The sequence below is a fragment of the Nostoc sp. DedQUE02 genome, from assembly GCF_034531035.1.
Taxonomy (GTDB): domain Bacteria; phylum Cyanobacteriota; class Cyanobacteriia; order Cyanobacteriales; family Nostocaceae; genus Nostoc.
Map to the genome: position 1 here is coordinate 86,106 of NZ_JAVRBY020000007.1, position 19,637 is coordinate 105,742.

Consider the following 19,637-nt stretch of genomic DNA (forward strand, 5'->3'; position numbering starts at 1 on the left):
AAAACAGGAATTTTTTTTCTGATTAAATTGAGAGTATTTACTTGAGTTGCTATTTTGAATTTGCGAATAAGTACTGAGTCGCTACTCTAGCTCATCAGTAGGATTGAGGAGATTTTATAGAAGGATGGAAGATTGCCAATTAAGTTAGGTCTATTGCATAAATCACAAAATTTGAACTTTGCGAATAAAAATCACTGTATAGGCGTAGCCCTTCGACTGCGCTCAGGAACCGCCCGTCGTAGGCATTGCTGCAAAACAGAGGTTTTGATGTTACTCTTACGGCTACTGATGGAGGAATTTTGAAAGTAGCAAATCTACTGAAGTTCTGAGAAGACCTTTAGGTAAGATTACAAATTCCATTTGTTTATAACACGCAGTAGTAAAGCGCTCAGAGAACGAAATATTTTGAGGGATTTGGGGAACACATCACCCTGAAGGGCAATATAAAGATATTTCAGGCATTTTGTCTGTTCTGTATCTCCGTTGTCCAGTTATGACTCGACTTATGTCAAGCTATTAACACGATGATTAGTGATTACAATTTTTTGGGAACGCGATCGCGTTTGTATTTTTAACTTATGAGTCATCCTTCTTGCCTGACGATCCTGCTGATTGATGATTGCGCTGAAGATCGGGAAGCATATCGTCGCTTTTTGAAGCAAGACAGCCTGTATACCTACCGCTTTTTGGAATTTGAGACGGGAACGCCAGCACTCAAATGGTGTCAACAGGAGATTCCAGATATCATTTTGCTAGATTTTGCGTTGCCTGATGGGGATGGACTGAAGTTTATTCAGCAGTTTCGGGAATGCCATAGCAATACTCAAACTGCTGTAATTATGCTGACAGGACAAGGGGATGAAATTACTGCTGTCCGTGCGATGAAAAGTGGTGTGCAAGATTATCTGGTTAAAAATAAACTCACACCTGAAGTTCTTCAAGGTGCAATTCATCATGCTATTGAACGGATGGATTTGACTCGACAGTTAGAACAAAGTCGGGAACAACAGCAACTGATTGCTGCGATCGCTTTACGGATTCGTCAGTCTCTGAAACTAGAAGAGATTCTGCGTACCACAGCAACAGAAGTACGGCAGTTTTTGAAAGCAGACCGAGTAGTTATCTATCAATTTCAGCCGGATATGAGCGGCACAATTATGGCAGAGTCAGTGCTTCCTGGTTGGACAGTGGCTCTGGGAAAAGAAATTTTGGATACCTGCTTTCACAAGGGAGCCAGAAGTGACTATCGTCAAGGGAAAAAACGAGCAATCGACGATATTTATCAGGCTGGCTTAAACAATTGTCATTTGCAGCTTCTAGAACAATTTGAAGTTAAAGCCAATCTAGTAGTACCTATTTTGGTCAAAGAGCAATTATGGGGATTATTAATTGCTCACCAATGTAGTGCCCCTCGTCATTGGCAATCAGTAGAACTAGATTTGTTAGATCAACTAGCGGTGCAAATAGCGATCGCGATTCAACAAAAAAGTGCCTACGAGCAAGCACAGGCAGAACTAGCAGAACGCCAACGGACAGAAGCAGCCCTCAAAGCCAGCGAAGAAAAACTCAAGCTTACCCTGAATTTTGCTGGTATTGGCTACTGGGAGTGGAACCCAATCACCAATCAACTATTTGCTAGACCGATACAATTAGCCGACATTTTACTAGACATTACCGCTCAAAAACAAGCAGAAGCCGCCCTGCGAGATAGCGAACGTCGTTATGCAACCTTGGCACAAGCGGCTCCGGTGGCTATTTTCCGCCTGGATGCCTTTGGTAACTGCATCTATATTAATGATCGCTGGAGTGAGATGACAGGTAGACCAACAGAGGCGGCATTGGGGATGAGGTGGATACAGGCTTTTCATCCAGAAGACCGCGATCGCATTCTCAGAGAATGGCATAAAGCAAAATTAGGACAAACAGGACTTTTTTGGAACGAAGGCAGGCTTCTGCGCCCAGATGGCAGTATCAACTGGTTTTACTGCTGTATTCAACCTGAAACTAACGCCAGTGGCACTGTTAGCGGCTATATCGGCACACTCACGGATATTACCATTCGCAAACAAGTTGAGGAACAGCTTAATGCTCTTTCCGAACGGCTAACCATCGCAATCAGTTCTGGAGGATTTGGTATTTGGGAATATGATTTCGTCCAGACAAAGCTGATTTGGGACGATCGCATGTACGAACTGCATAGCGTGAGCAAAACTGATTTTAGCGGTTCTTTTGATGAATGGCTAAACTGCCTGCACCCGGATGATCGAGCTTATATGTTGGCAACCATCGAGCAAGTTCTACAAGGAAAACAAGAATATAATGTAGAGTTCCGCATCGTTGAGCCGAGTGGAAAAATTCGTTTCCTCAAAGGTTACGGTATTCTCAAACGTGACCCGCAGGGTGAACCTGTACGGATGATTGGGGTGAACTTTGACATCACCGATCGCAAACAAGCCGAACAGGAACTCATGCACAATCGGGATTTACGAGAAGCAATTTTTAATGAATCTGCCGATGCGATCTTTCTGGTTGATCCAGAAACACTACTCACCCTGGATTGCAATCGGCGGGCGGTAGAAATGTTTGAGGCGGCTACCAAAGCTGAATTAAGCAATATCAATGGGCAGACACTCCAGCGCCGTCCATTTACTGCTAGCGAAACGGATGCGATCGTCAAAGATATGCAGTCAAAAGGTGTATGGAGCCGAGAGATTGAATATGTTACTCTTCAGGGTAGGATTTTCTGGGGAAACATTGCAGCTAAACCAATTACTGTAGCGGGGCGTACTATGCATCTAGTACGGATCACTGATATCAGCGAACGTAAACAGGCACAAGAAGCATTGGCAAAATATGCCCATGAGGTCGAAGATTTGTACAATAATGCTCCCTGTGGCTACCATTCTCTCGACAGCGAAGGTCGATTGCTCAAGGTGAACGAGACTGAACTGCAATGGTTGGGTTATACCCGTGAGGAAATGATTGGCCAACCACTGCTGAATTTTTTCACCCCAGCCAGTCGCTTGGCGTTCGCACAAAACTATCCTCATTTCAAAAAACAGGGCTGGATAAAAGATTTAGAGTATGACATGCTCTGTAAAGATGGCACAGTTTTACCAGTGCTGATCAGCGCCACTGCCGTCAAGGATGTCGGTGGAAACTATCTATACAACCGCGCCACCTTATTTGATATCCGCGATCGCAAACAAACCGCGCAACAACTGGAAGAATCACGTAAAATGCTGCAAACTGTACTAGATACATTTCCGCAACGTGTTTTCTGGAAAGACCGCCAATCACGCTTTCTCGGTTGCAATCCAGCATTTATCCGCCATGCCCAACTGACAATTGATGAAATTATCGGCAAGAGCGATTTTGAGTTACCTTGGGCCAAGTTAGCACACCTCTACTGTGCTGACGATGCAATGGTAATGAACACCCGAACACCTAAACTAGGCTATGAGGAGCCATTTGAAGGGGATAATGGCGAACAACTCTGGCTGCGAACAAATAAAGTTCCCTTGACCAATAGCGCAGGTGAGGTGATTGGCGTACTGGTATCTCACGAAGATATCACAGAAGGTAAACAAGCAGAAGCACAACTGCGGCAGACGAATGAGCAACTTGCTAACGCCAATGTGGAACTTGCCCGCGCCACTCGCCTCAAAGACGAATTTCTCGCAAACATGAGCCATGAACTGCGAACACCTCTGAATGCGATTTTGGGGATGTCAGAGGGCTTACAAGAAAGTGTATTCGGCTCTATTAATGAAAGACAAGCAAAAGCGATCGCTACTATTGAACGCAGTGGCAGACATTTGCTAGAACTAATCAACGACATTCTAGACTTGTCTAAAATCGAATCTGGCAAACTGGAACTGCAATTAAGTGATGTTTCTGTTAAGAGCCTCTGTGATATCAGCCTTGCCTTTGTCAAACAGATGGCTTTGAAAAAAAATATTCGTCTTAGTACTCATATTTCTGACAAGATTGACTGCATCCAAGTAGACGATCGCCGCCTGCGTCAGGTACTGATCAACCTACTGAGCAACGCTGTCAAGTTTACGCCAGAAAGAGGATCTGTAACTCTAGAAGTTCGGCTGGAGGGGGCAGGGGAGCGAGGGAGCAAGGGAAGTAAATTCTTCCTCATCCCCCTCATCTTCCGCAAATCTCTGCTTCCATGTTACTGACACTGGCATTGGTATCGCCCCTGAAGAAATTGGTAAGCTGTTCCAGCCTTTTATCCAGCTTGACAGCAGCCTTAACCGCCAGTACAGTGGCACTGGTCTAGGTTTGGCACTGGTACAAAAGATTATTACCCTACATGGAGGAACGGTTTTAGTTAGCAGTGAAGTTGGAAAGGGAAGTTGTTTTACCGTCCGCATTCCCTACCGTACCAGCAATAATCTTCTCAGGACGCAGGTAACGACTTCATTGCCCAGCTATCCTTTACTTGCTAAGAATGCTCAAGTTTTAATTATCGAAGATTCTGTGGCGGCGGCCGATCAAATTACTCGCTACTTGCGCGAAATGGGAATGCAATCCACTATCTATCCCCAAGGTGAAGGAGCAGTAGAAGAAGTGCTACGAGTCCAGCCGACTTTAATCATTCTGGATCTGCAACTACCGAACCTATCGGGTTGGGATGTGCTAAATCAACTCAAGACCAACCCAAAAACCAAAGATATTCCAACGATCATCATTTCAGTTGTGGATGAACATAGCAAAGGACTAGCTCAGGGAGCATTTGAATATCTGGTCAAACCCATTACCCGCGCTCAACTTCAGGTAACTATAGAGAAACTACAACATCCTGCCCGTTCTGAGGAGCCAAGTTTAATTGTATTGCCAGAAGTCTTTCTGGAAACTCCTTTGATTTTGCTGGCAGAAGATAATCAAGCAAATATTGATACTATGTCTGGCTATCTTGAAAGTCGAGGGTATCATCTCATTTTGGCAAACAATGGACAACAAGCTATCGATCTTGTCAGAGATCAACGCCCCGACTTAATTGTAATGGACATTCAAATGCCAGGAATGGATGGGTTAGAAGCAATCCGTCGCATCCGTAGCGATCGCCAATTTGTGCATATTCCGATAATTGCACTAACGGCATTAGCTATGCCTGGCGATCGCGAAACTTGTTTAGCAGCCGGAGCAAACGAATATTTGACCAAACCCGTAAAACTTAAACAGCTTGTAACCACAATTCAACAACTTTTAAAAAGGTAACGGAAATTCTCGATGGATAGTCAACTCTCTATTTTAGTGATCGATGATGAACCCGATAACTTTGATGTTGTTGAAACCTTGCTCGATGGTGAAAACTACCAGCTATATTACGCTCCTAGTGGTCAACAAGCTCTAAATCGCCTCGATAGTTTTCAGCCCGATCTGATTTTATTAGATGTGATGATGCCCGATCTAGATGGGATGGAAGTCTGCCAACGCATCAAAGCTGATCCACAATGGCAAGCAGTACCAATCATTATGGTGACAGCATTAACCGATAAAGAAGATTTGGCTCGATGTCTGGCGACTGGTGCAGATGACTTTATTAGTAAACCCGTTAATGGTGTGGAATTACGAGCTAGAGTTCATTCCATGTTGCGGATTAAACAGCAATACGACAGTATGCAAGTATTGCTCAAACTGCGAGAAGATATGGTAAACATGATTGTGCACGATCTGCGAAATCCACTTACCAGTATCGTTTTAGGCACAGAGATTTTGCGGTTGCCAGATTTGTCACCTGAACAACAGCAAGGCAAAGTCGAGCAAATTTTACTTGCTGGACAACAACTACAATCGTTGATTGATAGCTTGCTGATCATGGCAAAGCTAGAATCGGGAAAAATGCTTCTCAACTACACAGAAGTAGACCTTTTTATGCTGTGTATGTCAGCATTGGCAGATATTGAAGCGATCGCTACTCAAAAGAATCTCACCCTGATTAGTGAATTACCCGAACCTGGTGGCATTGTTGTAGTAGATGCAGTTATCTTTCGGCGAGTGCTGGATAATTTGCTCTCTAATGCCATTAAGTTCTCCCCCTCCAAGTCTCAAGTTACCCTCCGGGGAGAGTATTTGGCAGCAGGTGGTGCAAAAGTGCAAGTTGCCGATTCTGGTTCGGGAGTAAGTCTTGAGTTACGACAAATAATTTTTGAAAAGTATGAAGTTGGAACTCCGATGCCAGAAGTTTCGCAAATTGGTTTAGGTTTGGCTTTCTGCAAAATGGCGGTCGAGGCACATTCCGGTACAATTACTATCGAAGATAATCAGCCAAATGGTAGTATCTTTACTGTACTATTCAAAAGTCAACGACCCATAACTAATCCGGGAGTTGATGGTGCGATTTAGTGATTTGTCTAATCGGAATTTCAATCCAAAATTCTGTACCTAAGCCCGGTTGAGAATCACATTTCAACACACCACCGTGTTTATCTACAACAATCTGGTAACTAATTGATAACCCCAAGCCAGTGCCTTTTCCTACTGGCTTCGTAGTGAAAAATGGGTCACAGATTCTTGCCTTCAGAGATTCGGGTATTCCTGGGCCATTGTCTCTTATGCAAATTACTACACTCTTGACATTACCTTCAAGCTCTCCAAGAGCAGTACGGATGGTAATTTGATTACTATGAGTTGTTGATTGAGATTCTCTGTAATCTTCTAGAGCATCGATCGCATTGCTTAAAACATTCATAAATACTTGATTTAGTGGCCCGGCATAGCACTCTACTAAGGGAAGGTTGCTGTATTCTTTGACTAATTTAATCGCCGGACTTTCTGGTTTTGCTTTCAAACGATGCTGCAAAATTAGCAAGGTACTATCAATACCCTCATGAATATCAACTGGTTTTTTTTCTGCTTCGTCAAGGCGAGAGAAATTCCGTAAACCCAAGACAATCTGCCGGATGCGATCAACCCCAATTTTCATCGAAGATAGAGTTTTGGGCAAATCCTCCATGATAAATTCTAAGTCGATCTCGAAGGCGCGATCGCGAATCTCAGGGCTGGAGTTGGGGGCATTTTGTAAATAGAGGTCTAGTATGCTGAGTAAATCTTGGGTGTAATCATTGACATGATTGATGTTGCCATAAATAAAATTTACCGGGTTATTAATTTCGTGAGCAACACCAGCTACCAGTTGACCCAGTGAAGACATTTTCTCTGTTTGGATCAGTTGGGTTTGAGTTTGCTGTAAATCATGCAAAGCTTGAGCTAGCTTTTGGGTCTGCTCTTTGGTTTGATTATGCAATTGGGCTTGCTGGAGTGCAACCCCAAGCTGATTGGCAATTTGAGTAATAAATTTAATTTCCGAGGCTTCCCAATGGCGGGGTGCAGAATTCTGGTAAGCTGCTAATAAACCCCATAGCTGTTGCCCAATAAATATAGGTGCGATCGTATAGGCCCTTGCTTGAATTTGTTCTAGAACTGCAACATGGCATTGAGAGTGGCCAACTTCATAGATATCATCAACTGCAAAGGTTTCATTGTAACGATATCGCCCACCTTGGGTTTCCTGTAAATAGCTATCTTGCCAAACTGTCTTGGTATCAGAACTTACTAGCTTTATCCAACCATCACCCACAAACTCGGCGATATATTCACCACTCCAATCAGTCTGGAAACGATAGACGGCAACTCGATCTGCTTGTAGTGATTTACAGATTTCTTGGGTAGTTGTCTGAAAAATTGCCTCTAAATCTAAAGATTCTCTAACTTTGGCCACAACTTCAAACAATACCCGTTGTTGTTCTGCTGCTTGTTGTAAATCTAATGTCTGTTGTCGTGTCTGAGTGAGTAAATCAGCTTGCTGGAGTGCTACGCCCATTTGGGCAGCAATCTGACTGAGAAAGTTAACTTCTGAAGTTTTCCATTGTCGGGGGCCAGTATGTTGATAAGTTGCTAGTAAACCCCAAAGTTTTTGCCCAACAAAAATCGGCGCCAGCACAAAAGCGTGAATTTGAAACTGCTCTAGATTGTCGATATGACACTGAGCAAACCCCATTTTGTAGATGTCATCAACTGCAAATGTTTCATTATTGCGGTAACGTCCTCCTTGTGTGTCTTGTAAGTAGGTGTCATTCCAAATTGTATTAATACCTAGTTCAGATTCATTCGACCAGTATGGACTAGCAGCCTCAAAATCGCCGACAAATTCACCACCCCAATTAGCATCGAAACGATAAACAGAAACGCGATCGGCTTTGATTAATTGACAAACTTCTTTAGTTGTGGTTTGAAAAATTGTATTTGTGTCCAGAGATTCTCGAATCTCGGCAATAACTTTAAACACAGCCTGTTCTTGTTCAGCTGTCCGTTGTAACTCAACGGTGCGTCTTTTAACTTGTTTTTCTAAATTTTCATTAAAAACTTGTACTTGTTGGTGTAGTTCATACTGCTGAACTGCGGAAGCAAAGTGTTTACCGAGGTTTCTAGCCAGTTCAATCTCTTCAATTGTCCATTTTTGAGCTTGTGCTTTTTTAGATTCGCGCCAAACCTCAAAGGATCGCCGGGGATACTGTTGCCTTTGATCGCCCTCATGCTGTCCCGCCCATAAAGTTTCTGTATCTATCTCGTTGCGGAAAATACTTAGGTAGCCCAGCAACTGCTGACGATAGTGGAGTGGAATCATCAATATGCTGCGAATTTTAGTTGGTTGAAAAGCAACTTGCAAACTTCGCAAGCCAGGAGTGTTATATATATCTGAAATTGCCCAAACATCGTAGTTAGTAAATTTGTAATGTTCTTGCCAGATACTATATTGCTCGATCAGTGGATATATAGTTTGTTCTGGTATTACAGGTTGCTCTCCACAGATATAAAGCTTGATACAAGTATTTCCTGGTATTAAGCATTCTGTTAAGCTGGTGACGTTGCCATTGTGAAAATCAAAAGCTTCATTTCTAATACAAAGCCTGCCACCAACGCCATTAAAGGCAGTAACAGCCGCTTCTAGGGCTGGCTGTAAGACAATCGTCGGGAGTGAATGTAGTAGAGTAGCAATGCGGTTAACGATCGCTTCTCGTTCGGCTGTTTTGCGAACTTGAGTGTGCAGGTTACTTTGAGTGATCGCCATTGACAGCTGCTCGACTACCATTTGTATTGCTTCTAGCTCATATTCTGAAATCAAACGTGCTTGAGAATTATGAGACACCAGCAGCCCCCAAAGTTGATCTTGATGGAGAATAGGCGCTACTACAGAAGATTTTACGCCCATTGCCGTCAAATATTCAATATGGCAGGGGTCTACAGGGCGGTAACGGATCTCCTCTGAGATATCTCCATTATCCAATTCACGCAGGTGAATTTGACCAATCTCTTTAGTGTCAACATTTACAACAGAACGCACCTGTGATTTGAGAAATAGTTCACGGGCATAGGATGGGATGTCATCGGAGGGAAAATTTAGTCCTAGTAGCGACGGCAAACAATTTTTATTAATTGATTCAGCGATCACTTGACCACTACCATCGGGATGAAATTTGTAAATCATCACTCGATCAGTTTTTAATAGCGATCGCACCTCTGCCGTTGTCACGCTGATAATTTCTTCCAACTCTAAGCTTCGTCGGATACGGTTTGTAATGCGGCGTAGTAAACTTTCTTCATGGCGATATAAGGGCAAATCTTGTTCAAAATTGGAGGACATTGTGATAGCAAAATAAATTAATAATTTGAAAACTGGCATAATTAAATCTAAAGACATTTTGAAATTTATTTCATCATTTTGTCTTCAGTAAAACTACGGTCAAATCATTAATAAAAATATTTTTTTGCCTTTTATTAAAATTCACCCAAAAATCATAAAAACAGACGCTAAAAAGATGGCGTCTGTACTAGCTATAAGAGAAAGTTTTGGCTTTTTAGTTTGAAATATTTGTTGACAAAAAAACGTTTAAAAAAATTAAACTTTTGTGTTGTCAGCAAAGCGGATTTTCAAATAGTCGTTTTCCATCTTCGCTCCGCCTGGTTGTAGTGCTGCTAAGGCTTGCGGCAAAACTAAGTTACGACGATGGTTGCCAATAGTAATGTTTAATTCGTCTCCAGTTTTACTTAGTTGAACTTGGTCTTTAGGAATACCAGGTAAATAAAGTTCTAAGCTGTATTGGTTTTCCTCTTGCACAACTCTTAAAGTTGTTTCTTTGTAATAAACCTGAGTCGGATCTTCATCTTTATAAAGAGTTTCTTTCAGGCGTTCTAATGAAGCTAATCCACACATTTCTTCAGAGAATAGGGGAACTTCTTTCACCGGCAGAGGGTGAAAATCATCATGAATTTCCCGGCGATATTGCTCTTGATTTTCCTTCCAACGTTGAAAAAATGGGTCTTGGACTTCACTCGGTATAATCCGATTCGCCACGACTAAATCTGTTGCAACATTATACAAACTTAGATAAGCATGGGCCCGTAGGGACTCTTTAATCACCATCTTTTCGGGATTAGTGACAAGACGCACTGAAGTTTGAGTATTATCTGTTAATACTTTTTCCAGAGCTTCAATTTGTTCATAAAATTCATAAGGTGCATCCATCACTTCTTTATCAGGTAGCGAAAAACCAGCAATTGGTCTAAACAAAGGTTCAACCAGAGGTCGAAGCGCCACCGAGATGTTTTGAAATGGTTTGTAAAAACGGCGCATATACCAGCCACCGACTTCAGGTAAACTCAGCAAGCGCAATGCTGTACCAGTGGGGGCTGAGTCGATAATTAAGACATCAAACTCACCTTCATCGTAATGGCGTTTCATCCTTACCAAGCCAAAAATTTCATCCATGCCTGGTAAAATTGCCAATTCTTCCGCCTGTACGCCGTCTAAACCCCTTGCCTGTAAAACTTGGGTAATATAACGTTTCACAGCACCCCAGTTTCCCTCCAGTTCTTGCAGTGCATCCAGTTCAGCACCCCACAAATTTGGACGAATTTTTTGGGGTGCATGTCCCAGTTCCATATCAAAACTATCTGCGAGAGAGTGGGCGGGATCTGTACTTAAAACCAACGTCTGATAGCCTAGTTCCGCACAGCGCAGTCCAGTTGCAGCAGCGACGGAAGTTTTGCCCACGCCGCCTTTACCAGTCATTAAAATTACACGCATAAATGCTTTTGTCCTGACTGAGAATTTTTTACATTTATTTACATTATCGACTGTTTAAGGAAAATAAATGTTGTTTCAATACGTCTAGGGATTATTATGAGTATTTACCCTAACTCATCCGTTGGGTTTTGCTGCAATAACTGGTCAAGCTTAGTTTCCAGTGCCGAGAGTTTTTTAAGAATTGTGGGGCGATCGCCATCAAGAGAAATCAGTAAATTGGTTATTCTCTCTTGTATATTCGTTAATTGTGCTACTGCACTCTGGATTTGGAGCATTCCTTCTCGGAGTTCTTGGCGTTCCTGACGTGCTTCCGCCATTTCATCTAACATAGCTTGGACTGTTTTAGCATTACTCTCAATTAGATGTTTGAGTTCTTTATCAGTCATTGCGATCGCGCTTTGAAGTTAAGTCTATTATTAACTCTAAAGTATTGAGGGATTTTGTTTCAATCCCCAGTAGGGCAGCACAGTTGTGCTACCCTGCATTATGGTTTAACGTGAGTTCGACGAACCTCTCCCTCGCAGCCTCCCTTTGGGTTTCCCAGAGGGAAGAGTAGCGAAAAATTCAGCTTTTGCTCCCCTCTCCGTGTCGGAGAGGGGTTGGGGGAGAGGTCAAATAATACTTGTCGAACTCACGTTGGTTTAATTATCTGAAAATTACGACAAGGGCTATTTACTGGCTCAACATGGCAAAAGCTTGCTCAACCAGCATCTTAGCTTTGTGCAAGTTCAACAGTTTTTCTTGTTTAAATCTATCTGGGTAAGTCATTTTTTTACCTTCGAGCGTTAGCCGAATCAATGCTATTTGCTCATCTGTAGGTGAACTCATCTCATCTATTGCTGCGCCAATATACTGAAAAGTCGTGAAAGTGGGAGCCTTTAACCCTCTTCCCTCTTGCATCTGATGTAGTGCTAATTGCGGGAATGCCATCAGAGAAGTGATGTAAGAAACTTTGTATCCTGGGTTTCCTGTCGGCTTGATACCGTAGCGTCGGCATAAGTCGCGTAACTCTCGGATGGTTTTGATTTCAAGTTCGGAACGCGTGAACATAAAATAGAAGTGTCCATTTTTGATAGTGGATATTGGTAGGTGTCAACTTTTCCAGGGTGAACACCTACCTTCAATACAATCTATTGTTATGCGCGCATATCGTTCAAGGTATATTTACGTTTCTATATAAATGCCTAATCCCAAAGGAACACCAGAAAATTTAAACCCTATTGAATCAAACAGAGAAGAAAAGTTAATAGCAAATCTCAGCTTTCGTGTTACCGAATCTATGAAAGAAGAGGTAAAAGCTAAAGATGACCCTCCAGAATTTTGCCGTCGTGCTATTCAAAAAGCACTAGATGAAGAAAAAGAGAAGTAGTGCTTAGAGACCATTTATAAAGTAGATCTTACTTACGGTGTGTTACGGCTTTAGCCTAAGAGGATGTCTGAAAAGTTTTTTGTATACACCGAACGCTTAGAGATCCTCTAACCCACTGCTATATAACTTGGTGATCCCTCTTCGAGATTCAGTATATTGTTTATCTTACTTTGCCAATTTATTAAATTTTTAAAATACTATATCTAATTTCTAGTAATATCTAGCAAATTTATCAATACAGTGATTTACAAATACTCGTAAAAATTATTAAATCACCGTAATAACAACAGTATCTAGTGAATCCGGATAACTCTCAGGACATTAATTATATTAATAGGTCAAGATATTTGTATAAGTTAAGTATTAAATCTCTCTATGTCTGTAATAGAGATGAAATATTTAATTTACTGAATCATGAGGCTTCATAAAAATTCTATCATAAATAATTTTAATTTAAAAAATGAAAAGTTTTCCATTGGTGTTATTTGCATTAATTTTAGGACTTGCAAGTTGTCAAAACATCGGTAAGTCAGTGAGCAAAGGTTTATTTAAAGGTCCAGGAGAAGCTATTGGCGAAACCGCAGGAAAAATTATTGGAGAATCTATTGTTAATTCACTCGCTCAAAAAAAAGTATCTTCTCATAGCTATCTGTTACAAATTGCCAGCGAAATCAATAAGGATTTGCCAATGATGGTAGATAAAGAAACTATGCTCATTAATGTTGGAGCGCAGAATGATGCTTTAATTTACAACTACACTCTAGTTAATTATACGTCAGCAGAAGTAGATGAATATCAATTTTTAACAACTATGGGTGAGAGATTAACGAATTCAGTATGTACTCATCCAGAAACAAAAGAATTATTAAATAATGGGATATCACTTCATTATTACTATAATGGAAATGACTCTATTTTTATTGGAAAAGTAATAATATCGCCTTCAGATTGTCGTTAAGAACAAAGATAACGATTGATATATATTTAAATATAAATCACTCTACAATTTCAATGTCAATTTTTTAAAGATAAAAATGCTGCTTCACTACATCTAGGCGTGAACAGTTCCAATAATCGATATGGGAGACAATCAAACCATCAGAGTTAAGACCTAATTCACTCCAACCAGGAATAGAAATGCGTGGCTTCCAGGGGAGAGGAGTATTCCAACTGAGTGTCCACTCGGTTTTTATTGTGTCTCCTAAACGTTGAATATTATGTAAGTCCATCTTGGGATTTAAAAACCAAGTTTGGATAAAATTAATCATTCCTTTGTAACGTTTAACACCCCGAAATTTATTCATTGGGTCTTGAAAATAAACCTCTGGCGCATAAATGCTGTAAGTTTGATTTACAGGGAATCTTTGATAGTCTTCTTTGAGGATTTCAATGATATCCATGATAGATAAATATATCTGTAAATTTGTTTAAATATGGAAACTTAAAAATTGAAATTAACCCTCATTCCATAAACGTTCTAACTGACGCCGCCAAGCACTTAAGACTTCTTCTCGTCCTTGTGAAGTTTGATTTATTTCACCCATCATTCCTTCGGCGTAAAAGCGTTCTAAGCTTTGCATGGTAGCTTGCAGAGATTGTCCTTGCTGTTTTGCTACCTGAATAATTTGCCGGATGCGGCTTTCAATTAATCGATTAAAGACACGATCTAATCGAGCTTGATGGAGAGATACAAGTCGGTTGATTGCATTGGACAAATCTGCACTCACTAAAGTACCACTGTTATGTTGAAAGACTCCCCAAATTACCCCTTCATACAAAGCGTAGCGTACTTCTTGAGTGTCATCGAAGTTGGCTTCTAGGAACTGTTCTAAAAATGGTTGGGCTTCTTGGATGGGCAGAATAGGCAGTAAAACTCGCAGCCAAGTATTATCTTCGGAAAGCAGCACCAATAGCCGAAAATTAGAAGTGTCTATTTGCCACTCGCCAGGAGCGATCGTAGCCACAGCCGATGTGTCAAATAATTCTGTTAGCGTACCCGCAATTTCTTCAGGTGTCATAACTTTTTATTTATATATATATAGCAATCCTAAATCATTGGTGAAAAATTAGATCCCCGACTTCTTGAAGAAGTCGGGAATCTGGACATCGCGCATTTTCACAACTCATTTAGGATTGCTATAGTCTCTAGATTAGCGCAGAGGTGCATTAACTTATTCACTAGAATGCTTGCTTGTCCATGAAAACACAGTGGGGGCGCACAGCTAGGTGTACGCCCCCACGAATGAATGTATTCCACTGAATTGAAATATCTGATTTAAATAAACGAATTGCTCAAAAACACAATACCGATCGCACACAAAGCAAAACCAGCAAGGCTGATTTTCCAGGGTAAAGTTCGGTGTATTTCGCCCATACCCATCCCAACCCCAATTTCTCTGGCACTTATGGCAACTGCAAACAGAGTCAAGGTAATACCTAGTATATAGGCAACTGCTGGTATCATTCCTGATCCAACAATAGATGCAGCATTAGTGTAACCCTGAAATAAACCAGTACTAATGCCTAGCAGCGCAAGCACTAGAAAATTTAGTTGATTTGGCATCATCAGCATAGTACCAAAAACGATGGTAGAGATAGCGATCGCTATTTCTGTACCTGGTAAATTTAGCTGGTATAGATGAATTACAATGCCCAAGATTGCTGCTAAGACAAAACATCCAGCGATCGCAGCGCCACGAACAAACACAGATGAGAGTAAGCCAATCGCAACAATACCAACTAAACAATTCAAGCTAATTACTGGATCTGCCAATCCCCAGAGAAAGCTTTCCCAGATGTTAGAGGTGGTATGTTCAAATGGTGTTCCACTCAATGAACTCAGTAAGCTAATTAAAATTAAAGCTGCGATCGCTCCAATATGGCGATGCATTAACTTTGAGGAATAAAATTCTCCCCAAGCACGCGATTCTGATAACTTAGTTTTGAACATCAATATATACCAAATGAGTTTTTTCGGTAATTTATACTACCCACAGACTCAAAAAAACTAACGTGGTAAATAATTATCGTTGGAATAAGGCAGGAGGCGGGGGGTAAAAAGGGTTTGAGCTTTGTTTACTTTTCTCCACACTGCTTGCTTTTTTGTGCGAAATTATACTAGTTTTCAAAAGAATGTAACACATAGATAAAACCCTTCCCTAAAGCTTTGGGGAGGGTGCGCGATCGCGCGGGTGGGGTATTTCTGTACCTCACGTTGGCGTAGCTTCTCGTAGAGAAGTTGAAATCTGCTGTATATAAGATGGTACTTCAACTCTTAATCTAAACTTCTAATAACTAAATGTAAAGCTTATGCTTGACCACTTCATACTTGTTAGCTTGGAGGCTAAATAGTTGGAATGGACATAATTAAACATAACTATATTTTTTTCATCTTATGTTCTAATGCCTTATATTTCATACCTTTCACCACATTGTGAGTAGTTGTTTTTATTTATAACTACTTACTTTACTTTGTATTTTTAACTGTATGACTTAAATTTTGTTATTAACTGGTTATTTACTTAATCTAAACTTTAAAAAAGTATTATTTTAAATTCTGAGAGTCTAGTGTTAACAGTAATTTATAAGTAGATAGATGAATAAAGATAATTTTTATAGATAAAATAAACACAAATATCATCAGGGCTATATATGCGTTTTTCCCAATTTGCAGCGATTATTGGTTGTACGACAGCAGCTTTTATATCAATTGCACCCATACAAGTAGAAGCTGCAACTTTTAAAGTGATCTCTGGAGTTACTAGCATTGATCGTGACCACGAGGATATTCTTAGTAGTATCGGGCTAAATTTGACAGGCACGAATCAAACTGTCGCGCCAATTCCTAGCAATTATTTAGTTGGCTTCAATATTGACTCAGCCACAAACTTTACGTTTAGTGATGAGGGTGGCTTTACTCCGCTCTCAGGTACAATCGAGCATACTGGTACTGTTACCTTCAATAAGGAAATTACTGTTGGTGACTTTTCAATTGGTTTTGTTCAGGGACGTACTGTCACAGGTGCTAGCGGATTTGTTTTAAGAGACACATTTTCTCTAAATACAATTTTGTTTGATTTAAATATTTCGGAACCTGTGGCATTTGATAACAAAAATTTAACCATCCCTGATGTTAAATTGTTAATTTCTCCAGAGTTTGCTAAGATATTAAACAACACTAATTTAACAGGTTTGTTTGCTGGAACTGCAAGAATTGATGCTCAAGTTGTGGCTGTACCCGAACCTGACAGTGTACTAGCAATTTTGGCAATGGGTGCAGTTCTTTTGGCAACTGGATTCTATACTCAAAAAATTAAATGCACTTGATATCCTGAAGCATAGCTAAATGCTTATTAACAGGTGCAAGTGTATTCGCAGCAATCAGCCCACTGGCAGCGACTGCTGGTAAACCAATACCGGGAAATGTTGAGTCTCCACAGCACATCAATCCTGGCAGAGGTGTACCAGGGCCAGGAAACATACTAGATCCAGCTTGAATTGCTGGGCCGTAGGAACCTTGATGACGGCGGAGATAACGTTCGTGGGTTAGAGGTGTACCAATAAGTGTAACTTCGCAACGAGAGCGAATATCTGGAATGACTCTCTGTAGCGCTTGCCACATTACTTCTGCACGCGATCGCTTTTGTTCGGCATATTCTTGGTTCCTTCTATCCATTCCCTGCCAGATAGCATAAGGCTCATTACCAGGAGTATACACATGAATCACATGTTTACCTGGTGGTGCTAGGGATGGGTCGAGAATTGAAGGGATTGATATCACAACAACATTCTGAGGTGCTGTTATGCCCAATTCCCAGTTATTAACTACGATGTAATGACAGCGCAAATCTGGCTGTAATCCTTGAGCATCAATGCCTAAATGTAGATGCATAAAACTATCACACTCAGGTGTTGCTTGTCGCTTGCTGCGGTACTGTTCGGGTATTGCCTTTTCTGGTAATAGCTTCAGTGTGTCCCAAACCGATGCATTAGAAATTACTGCCCGCCGCGCTCGAATTTCTTGGCGATCGCGCAGACGCACACCCACCGCACGATTTCCTTCTACAAGCACTTGCTCCACATGAGCGCCTAATATCAGCTTCCCTCCGTGGCGCTCCAATCCTTGTACAAGGCTGTCAACTAAAGCACCACTACCACCAATCGGATATTCAAGTACTGCATCTGATCGATACCAATCGGCAAACATAAATGCTACTTCTGCGGCACTAGTGCCATCTGCTGGCAGTCCAGAAAGCAGAAAACACAACAAATTCAGCCAATTTCGGGTAAACGAGTCTTTAACAACGCCATCCATAATCCGGCTGAAGGGGCCTGTTAACTTGATGACATCTGGTAGATTTTTTGCCAAAGATAGGACAAACGGGGCTACAGTTCTAGCTGCACCCAAATCAAAGCGTAATGCTGCTGGTGGTATGGAAATTGCTGCACTAGCGAATGGTTCCATAACGCGCTGGAGTTCTTGCCATTCGGCAACAGCATCATTACCACGCAATTTCATCAGCACTTCAGAAAATTGCTCGGCACCAACCGATGTGTCAAAATCACCTTCTGGCAGACAACAACCCCAAGTATCGTAGGTTACGCATGGTAATTCCGAACCAATGGCATCCAACACTTGTTTTAGGGGGTTGGTGGATGGGCTGTAAGATAGTCCAGAGTAAAGAGACGGGCCAGAGTCAAATTTGAAACCGTTGCGCTCAAAACTGTGGGCAGCACCACCAGGGATGGAGTGACTTTCGCAAACTACGACATCAAAGCCGTACCGTGCCAAAAGAGCAGCACAACTTAAACCGCCAATACCGCTACCAATGACAACTATATCTGTGTTTTGCATATTTTTATTCTATGTTTAAGTAAATGGGCAAGAATAAATTACAGCAGTTTGCTTTTTAAGTGAGGTATAAAAGGCAGGACTCACGCATCAGATTATAAAGAGTTTCTATCTCTTACTCTCTGACTCCTGCCTCATCTTGTAAAGAAACAGAGAAATTGTAGGCTGCAAAAATTTAACCTGCAAGTATTTTATTGAACCGCTCATCTGCTCGAATTAGATCAAAATCAGAATTAGTTTTTGCCAAATCTCGATGCTGATCCCCTCTTAGCTTAATTGCCTGTGTTAAACTTTCAATAGCTAAATCTAGATCATTTTTTAATGCATGACAACGGGCTTTATGACACCAAGCCCAATGAAAATCAGGCTGAAGTTCTAAGGATTTTTCATAAGAAGCGATCGCCTCATCAAATCGTTGCAATTTTCTAAGTGAATTACCGCAGCCAAACCAAGCTATATAACTATCTGACTGGATAGAAATTGCTTTTTGATAAGATAACAATGCTTTTGAGTAGCGCCCCAATCTTCTCAATGCCCAGCCGTGATTGATCCAAGTAATGAAAGAATTAGGTTCTCTCTCAATCGCTTTTTCATAGCAGGCTAAAGCATCCTCATATCGACATTCAAAAAATAAAGCATCTCCTTGTTTCAGGTAATCATTAGCAGTAAAAAATAAATGAGTATTTCCAGCCTTCAATATATCTAGTTGTGTTGTTAATTCTTGGATTTTTTGCTGAATTTCTGGGTGAACATAATCTTGTGTTAAGGAAGGTGAAGGTGTTAAACCAGAAAGCTGTTTAAGAATTTCCTCTTTTTGGTTTTGAGCATCTAAAAATAGATTATTTAATTGGGATAATTGCCCTAAAAAGTCAGACTTTAATATTTCTAACTCTTGTTTAAAATCTTCTGTTTGCTTTTTTACTTCTGCCGCGACTTCTTTTTCTAGTTGTGTTTTTACTTCTGTCTCTAATTGTTGCTTTGTTTCAGCTACTAATTCACTAACTACACTACGACGCAGCAGCCAAACACCAGCCGCAGCTAAGATTGGCAAAAAAGTCAATACAATTAGCAAAATGTTGAGTAAGGTTGTACTGTTACCAAAAGCACGGTCTACTTCAGATTGGACGCGATCGCGTATCTCTTTCTCTTGCTGTAGTTTTTTCAGTTCCTCTAGCTGTTGAGTTGAAATTGTCGAATTGGACTGAGGCTGCTTCTCTGAGTCAGTTGGCTTTGGTTGGGCGATAGCAACACTGGCAGAGAGTAAGACGAGTGACAACGCTAACCCCACCTGATTGTTGATTTTCATGAAACTTAAT

General features: G+C 41.0%; 15 protein-coding genes. 6 read left to right on the top strand and 9 right to left on the bottom strand.

Annotated features, from left to right (window positions below):
• Positions 1–578: 578 nt before the first annotated feature.
• The 3 genes from RMX98_RS09295 to RMX98_RS09305 are packed head-to-tail and all read left to right on the top strand — an operon-like array spanning position 579 to position 6,360.
• Positions 579–4,190 (top strand): PAS domain S-box protein, encoded by a 3,612-nt coding sequence (locus RMX98_RS09295; RefSeq protein WP_409881348.1) that lies wholly within the window; start codon positions 579–581, stop codon positions 4,188–4,190.
• 28 nt (positions 4,191–4,218) lie between these two features.
• Complete coding sequence (locus tag RMX98_RS09300) at positions 4,219–5,232, top strand: response regulator (protein WP_409881366.1); 1,014 nt, start codon at positions 4,219–4,221, stop codon at positions 5,230–5,232.
• A 12-nt stretch (positions 5,233–5,244) separates the two neighbouring features.
• Positions 5,245–6,360 (top strand): hybrid sensor histidine kinase/response regulator, encoded by a 1,116-nt coding sequence (locus tag RMX98_RS09305; RefSeq protein ID WP_322681280.1) that lies wholly within the window; start codon positions 5,245–5,247, stop codon positions 6,358–6,360.
• Here RMX98_RS09305 and RMX98_RS09310 read toward each other — a convergent pair.
• From RMX98_RS09310 to RMX98_RS09325, 4 genes are all read right to left on the bottom strand, one after another.
• Positions 6,332–9,658, bottom strand: coding sequence for a GAF domain-containing protein (locus RMX98_RS09310; protein ID WP_322681281.1), 3,327 nt, complete (start codon positions 9,656–9,658; stop codon positions 6,332–6,334). The two genes, RMX98_RS09305 and RMX98_RS09310, sit on opposite strands and share 29 nt — an antisense overlap.
• Before the next feature lie 255 nt (positions 9,659–9,913).
• A complete protein-coding gene (locus RMX98_RS09315; protein ID WP_322681282.1) occupies positions 9,914–11,101 on the bottom strand; it encodes a TRC40/GET3/ArsA family transport-energizing ATPase in 1,188 nt (395 codons plus the stop codon).
• A gap of 104 nt (positions 11,102–11,205) precedes the next feature.
• Positions 11,206–11,487, bottom strand: coding sequence for a hypothetical protein (locus RMX98_RS09320; protein ID WP_322681283.1), 282 nt, complete (start codon positions 11,485–11,487; stop codon positions 11,206–11,208).
• Between the two features lie 286 nt (positions 11,488–11,773).
• Positions 11,774–12,151: a hypothetical protein gene (locus tag RMX98_RS09325; protein WP_322681284.1), complete on the bottom strand. Its 378-nt coding sequence runs from the start codon at positions 12,149–12,151 to the stop codon at positions 11,774–11,776.
• 130 nt (positions 12,152–12,281) lie between these two features.
• Here RMX98_RS09325 and RMX98_RS09330 point away from each other — a divergent pair, with 130 nt between their 5' ends.
• Both RMX98_RS09330 and RMX98_RS09335 read left to right on the top strand, forming a co-directional pair.
• Positions 12,282–12,470 (top strand): hypothetical protein, encoded by a 189-nt coding sequence (locus tag RMX98_RS09330; RefSeq protein ID WP_292809150.1) that lies wholly within the window; start codon positions 12,282–12,284, stop codon positions 12,468–12,470.
• Positions 12,471–12,930: 460 nt separating this feature from the next.
• Positions 12,931–13,428, top strand: coding sequence for a hypothetical protein (locus RMX98_RS09335; protein ID WP_322681285.1), 498 nt, complete (start codon positions 12,931–12,933; stop codon positions 13,426–13,428).
• 64 nt (positions 13,429–13,492) lie between these two features.
• Here RMX98_RS09335 and RMX98_RS09340 read toward each other — a convergent pair whose 3' ends face one another.
• The 3 genes from RMX98_RS09340 to RMX98_RS09350 form a co-directional block, all read right to left on the bottom strand.
• Complete coding sequence (locus RMX98_RS09340; RefSeq protein WP_322681286.1) at positions 13,493–13,870, bottom strand: DUF2358 domain-containing protein; 378 nt, start codon at positions 13,868–13,870, stop codon at positions 13,493–13,495.
• A 54-nt stretch (positions 13,871–13,924) separates the two neighbouring features.
• Positions 13,925–14,488: a leucine zipper domain-containing protein gene (locus RMX98_RS09345; protein WP_322681287.1), complete on the bottom strand. Its 564-nt coding sequence runs from the start codon at positions 14,486–14,488 to the stop codon at positions 13,925–13,927.
• A gap of 257 nt (positions 14,489–14,745) precedes the next feature.
• Positions 14,746–15,420: a HupE/UreJ family protein gene (locus RMX98_RS09350; RefSeq protein ID WP_322681288.1), complete on the bottom strand. Its 675-nt coding sequence runs from the start codon at positions 15,418–15,420 to the stop codon at positions 14,746–14,748.
• A 701-nt stretch (positions 15,421–16,121) separates the two neighbouring features.
• Between RMX98_RS09350 and RMX98_RS09355 the strand changes: the two genes are divergently transcribed.
• Positions 16,122–16,796 carry a hypothetical protein gene (locus RMX98_RS09355; protein WP_322681289.1) on the top strand — a complete coding sequence of 225 codons (675 nt, stop codon included), beginning with the start codon at positions 16,122–16,124 and terminating at the stop codon, positions 16,794–16,796.
• Here the strand turns inward: RMX98_RS09355 and RMX98_RS09360 are convergent.
• Positions 16,783–18,324: an NAD(P)/FAD-dependent oxidoreductase gene (locus tag RMX98_RS09360; RefSeq protein ID WP_322681290.1), complete on the bottom strand. Its 1,542-nt coding sequence runs from the start codon at positions 18,322–18,324 to the stop codon at positions 16,783–16,785. The genes RMX98_RS09355 and RMX98_RS09360 overlap by 14 nt on opposite strands.
• A gap of 172 nt (positions 18,325–18,496) precedes the next feature.
• A complete protein-coding gene (locus RMX98_RS09365; protein ID WP_322681291.1) occupies positions 18,497–19,627 on the bottom strand; it encodes a tetratricopeptide repeat protein in 1,131 nt (376 codons plus the stop codon).
• Positions 19,628–19,637 lie beyond the last annotated feature (10 nt).

Excerpts from the sequence above, each read along its gene's own strand:
- RMX98_RS09295 (WP_409881348.1), top strand. The coding sequence starts at position 579 with ATGAGTCATCCTTCTTGCCTGACGATCCTGCTGATTGATGATTGCGCT.
- RMX98_RS09355 (WP_322681289.1), top strand. The coding sequence starts at position 16,122 with ATGCGTTTTTCCCAATTTGCAGCGATTATTGGTTGTACGACAGCAGCT.
- RMX98_RS09360 (WP_322681290.1), bottom strand. The coding sequence starts at position 18,324 with ATGCAAAACACAGATATAGTTGTCATTGGTAGCGGTATTGGCGGTTTA.
- RMX98_RS09365 (WP_322681291.1), bottom strand. The coding sequence starts at position 19,627 with ATGAAAATCAACAATCAGGTGGGGTTAGCGTTGTCACTCGTCTTACTC.
- RMX98_RS09345 (WP_322681287.1), bottom strand. The coding sequence starts at position 14,488 with ATGACACCTGAAGAAATTGCGGGTACGCTAACAGAATTATTTGACACA.
- RMX98_RS09320 (WP_322681283.1), bottom strand. The coding sequence starts at position 11,487 with ATGACTGATAAAGAACTCAAACATCTAATTGAGAGTAATGCTAAAACA.
- RMX98_RS09310 (WP_322681281.1), bottom strand. The coding sequence starts at position 9,658 with ATGTCCTCCAATTTTGAACAAGATTTGCCCTTATATCGCCATGAAGAA.
- RMX98_RS09340 (WP_322681286.1), bottom strand. The coding sequence starts at position 13,870 with ATGGATATCATTGAAATCCTCAAAGAAGACTATCAAAGATTCCCTGTA.
- RMX98_RS09330 (WP_292809150.1), top strand. The coding sequence starts at position 12,282 with ATGCCTAATCCCAAAGGAACACCAGAAAATTTAAACCCTATTGAATCA.
- RMX98_RS09315 (WP_322681282.1), bottom strand. The coding sequence starts at position 11,101 with ATGCGTGTAATTTTAATGACTGGTAAAGGCGGCGTGGGCAAAACTTCC.
- RMX98_RS09335 (WP_322681285.1), top strand. The coding sequence starts at position 12,931 with ATGAAAAGTTTTCCATTGGTGTTATTTGCATTAATTTTAGGACTTGCA.
- RMX98_RS09305 (WP_322681280.1), top strand. The coding sequence starts at position 5,245 with ATGGATAGTCAACTCTCTATTTTAGTGATCGATGATGAACCCGATAAC.
- RMX98_RS09350 (WP_322681288.1), bottom strand. The coding sequence starts at position 15,420 with ATGTTCAAAACTAAGTTATCAGAATCGCGTGCTTGGGGAGAATTTTAT.
- RMX98_RS09325 (WP_322681284.1), bottom strand. The coding sequence starts at position 12,151 with ATGTTCACGCGTTCCGAACTTGAAATCAAAACCATCCGAGAGTTACGC.